Raw genomic sequence first — 2,363 nt, 5'->3', positions numbered from 1 at the left:
TTGATCAGCGTTGCCTTAGACATCGACGATGTCTGCGGGATTCACGACAGCCTGGTTGCCGCTGATCCTCGATTGCGCAATCCCCTTGGCATCCCCGTCTTATTTGACGTCATCAACGTCGCTGCCGCACAGGATCTGGTCAATGCGCTGCAAGAACGCCATCTGTCGCGGCAACACATTCCGGACTCATCGCTGCTGACACTGCCCAACAACGCCTTGATCGCCTCGCGACTCATTCATGATGCAGAGCCACTGGATACATTCCTGACCAAGGCGTTTCTGCCGCCTGACATTTCGCTTGCACAGGCCAAGCAATCCGCTGCCCGTGTCGAAAGCGCCGCAGCCGGCAGTGGTGTGCGGGCGGACGAACTGGCCGAAGACCACGCGCTGCTTGCGCGGATCAACGATCCGGTCAATCTCCGTACGGGCAAACAGGCATTGGTCGACACACTGCGCCACAACGGTCTGGACGGGCTGTTCGCCTCGTTGCTGGTCAGGCTGACCCTGGGCGAAGCGTCTGATCTGGGCCCTGACAATATGCTGGTCATTCCCGGAGAAGATGCACGCCACAAGGTCATCAGCATTGATGTGACCGGCTTTCGCTACGACCGGGAGAAGGATGCTCCGGCAACTTCACGGGAGCCTTTTCGGTATGGTTGGGGAGACGTCATTCAGACCCCGGCACGGGCGCTGGAAGCGCTGCTTCATGCAAGCGTGATGAGCAGTCGTTATGCCAGAGGCCTGGAGGGCGTACATGCCATGGTCATCGAGGCCATACGCGAGGCGCTTGACGGGCAAGCCACGCCTGAAGTGGAAATGGTCAAGCAGTGGTACGCCGCGCTCGATGTCGACTCCGCCACGGCGTCCTTGCGCTCGTTGGGCGATCAATTGAAAGGCATGTCTGACGCGGGCTGGATGCCGGATGCCGCGCTGGTGAACCAGGTGTTGCAACGCAATTCCTCCTTCCTCGGCAACGTGATTGAGAAAGCCCGGAAATGAAGACTGCCGCAAGCAGTATTGCAGACCGCGATACGCACTATCGGTCCTGCCGACGGCGACGGTATCGCATGAGCCACCTCGCGCCTCAAGTCAGCCAACCTTCGGGCCGCTTACGGCTTTTGACATTGGCTTTGTTCGTGCCAAGCATCATCAGGAGAGAAAGGCCCTAAGATCCCAACCTGCTCGATCCGGAGCTATCGGATGATTACAGTCTTCAGATCCTTGACAAGCCTGCTGCAGCGGGGAGACTACATCCAGTCGGCCACGTCTGTGTCTGTTGCCTCCCACGACGCCCAAGCACGCCACACCCCACTTGCCTTCCTCACTCCTGCGCCCGTCCGACGGACACGAACGGGGCCACATTCGCTCAGGGCCAGCGCCTCGGGGCCGCAGGACGTAAACCCCGGGCAGATGGATGCGCTTGGCATCGACCACGTCAGCCCAATGGCAGAGCCGAACAACTATGTGGACATCATTCCACCCGAGATCAGACAGCACATACTATATGGGGACGGATCTGGAAGTGGTGGGCATATGTGGCCAGGGCAGCACGAAAAGAGCGTATTCCCGCAATCGTGGGGGGCAGATAAGATCATCCATGAAATTGGCGACATCGCCACATGCCCTAAAACGACGTGGTATGCGCAGACTGGCATTGGTGAAATCTATACGCGCCGGGGTGATCCAGCAAAGTGGGTCGCATTTGAAGTGCGTGGGGGTGTTCGTATTCGCGTTGTTTATCAGCCGGCGATTGGGAAGGTCATTACGGCCTTTCCTGACGACACACCTATGCCCTCGTTAAAAACGATTGAATGAATTTTTATGATTAATCAAAGAATATATGATTTTGGGCGCAAATTCTCCGGCAGGTTGGAAAATTCGGTTATCGATGGCGCCCTGAATTATATTGATTATGGCGAAAGTGCATTGGCTTTCGAGATTCTATGTGACCATCTTTTGGAGCATGACGTCGTCCTTGATTCAAAGGAGTATGACGAGATCATGGAGTTGATTTCACATTTGGGATTGGATCCAGAGCGGCCACCATTTATTCACTTGGCGGATTTGAGGATTTAGTTTTTCGCCTTGAAGAAACATGCTCTGATACGCCCAGGCTTTCCTAGACATCTCAAGGCCATGGAAAATGGCTAATTCGGAGGTGTCCATGAGCAGTAAGCGGTATACACATGAGTTCAAGGTCGAGGCGGTCCGCCAAGTGACCGATCGCGGGTTTAAAGTGGCAGAAGTCGCCGAGCGCCTGGGTGTTACCACGCACAGCCTGTACGCCTGGCTGCGCAAGTTCGGCAAGCCCGGCGTCGTGCAGCGCGCCGAGGTGGACCAGAGCGCGGAGGTTCGGCGGCTGA

Annotated in this window: 4 protein-coding genes; all 4 read left to right on the top strand. The window is 56.6% G+C overall.

Going from position 1 to position 2,363, the window contains the following annotated elements:
• The coding region (locus XAXN_RS11115) for a hypothetical protein (protein ID WP_054319595.1) at nt 1–999 on the top strand (999 nt) is incomplete at its 5' end.
• A gap of 411 nt (nt 1,000–1,410) precedes the next feature.
• On the top strand, nt 1,411–1,815 hold the full coding sequence (locus tag XAXN_RS23090; RefSeq protein ID WP_241148138.1) for an EndoU domain-containing protein: 405 nt from the start codon (nt 1,411–1,413) through the stop codon (nt 1,813–1,815).
• A gap of 6 nt (nt 1,816–1,821) precedes the next feature.
• Complete coding sequence (locus XAXN_RS11110; protein WP_054319594.1) at nt 1,822–2,076, top strand: MafI family immunity protein; 255 nt, start codon at nt 1,822–1,824, stop codon at nt 2,074–2,076.
• 88 nt (nt 2,077–2,164) lie between these two features.
• Nucleotides 2,165–2,363 (top strand): transposase (locus XAXN_RS11105; RefSeq protein WP_054319593.1); only part of this gene is annotated, 199 nt, incomplete at its 3' end.

The sequence above is a fragment of the Xanthomonas axonopodis genome (genome assembly GCF_001304695.1).
Lineage (GTDB): Bacteria > Pseudomonadota > Gammaproteobacteria > Xanthomonadales > Xanthomonadaceae > Xanthomonas > Xanthomonas axonopodis.
The sequence above is the reverse complement of the archived record's forward strand: the minus strand, read 5'-3'. Positions and strand labels throughout refer to the sequence as shown.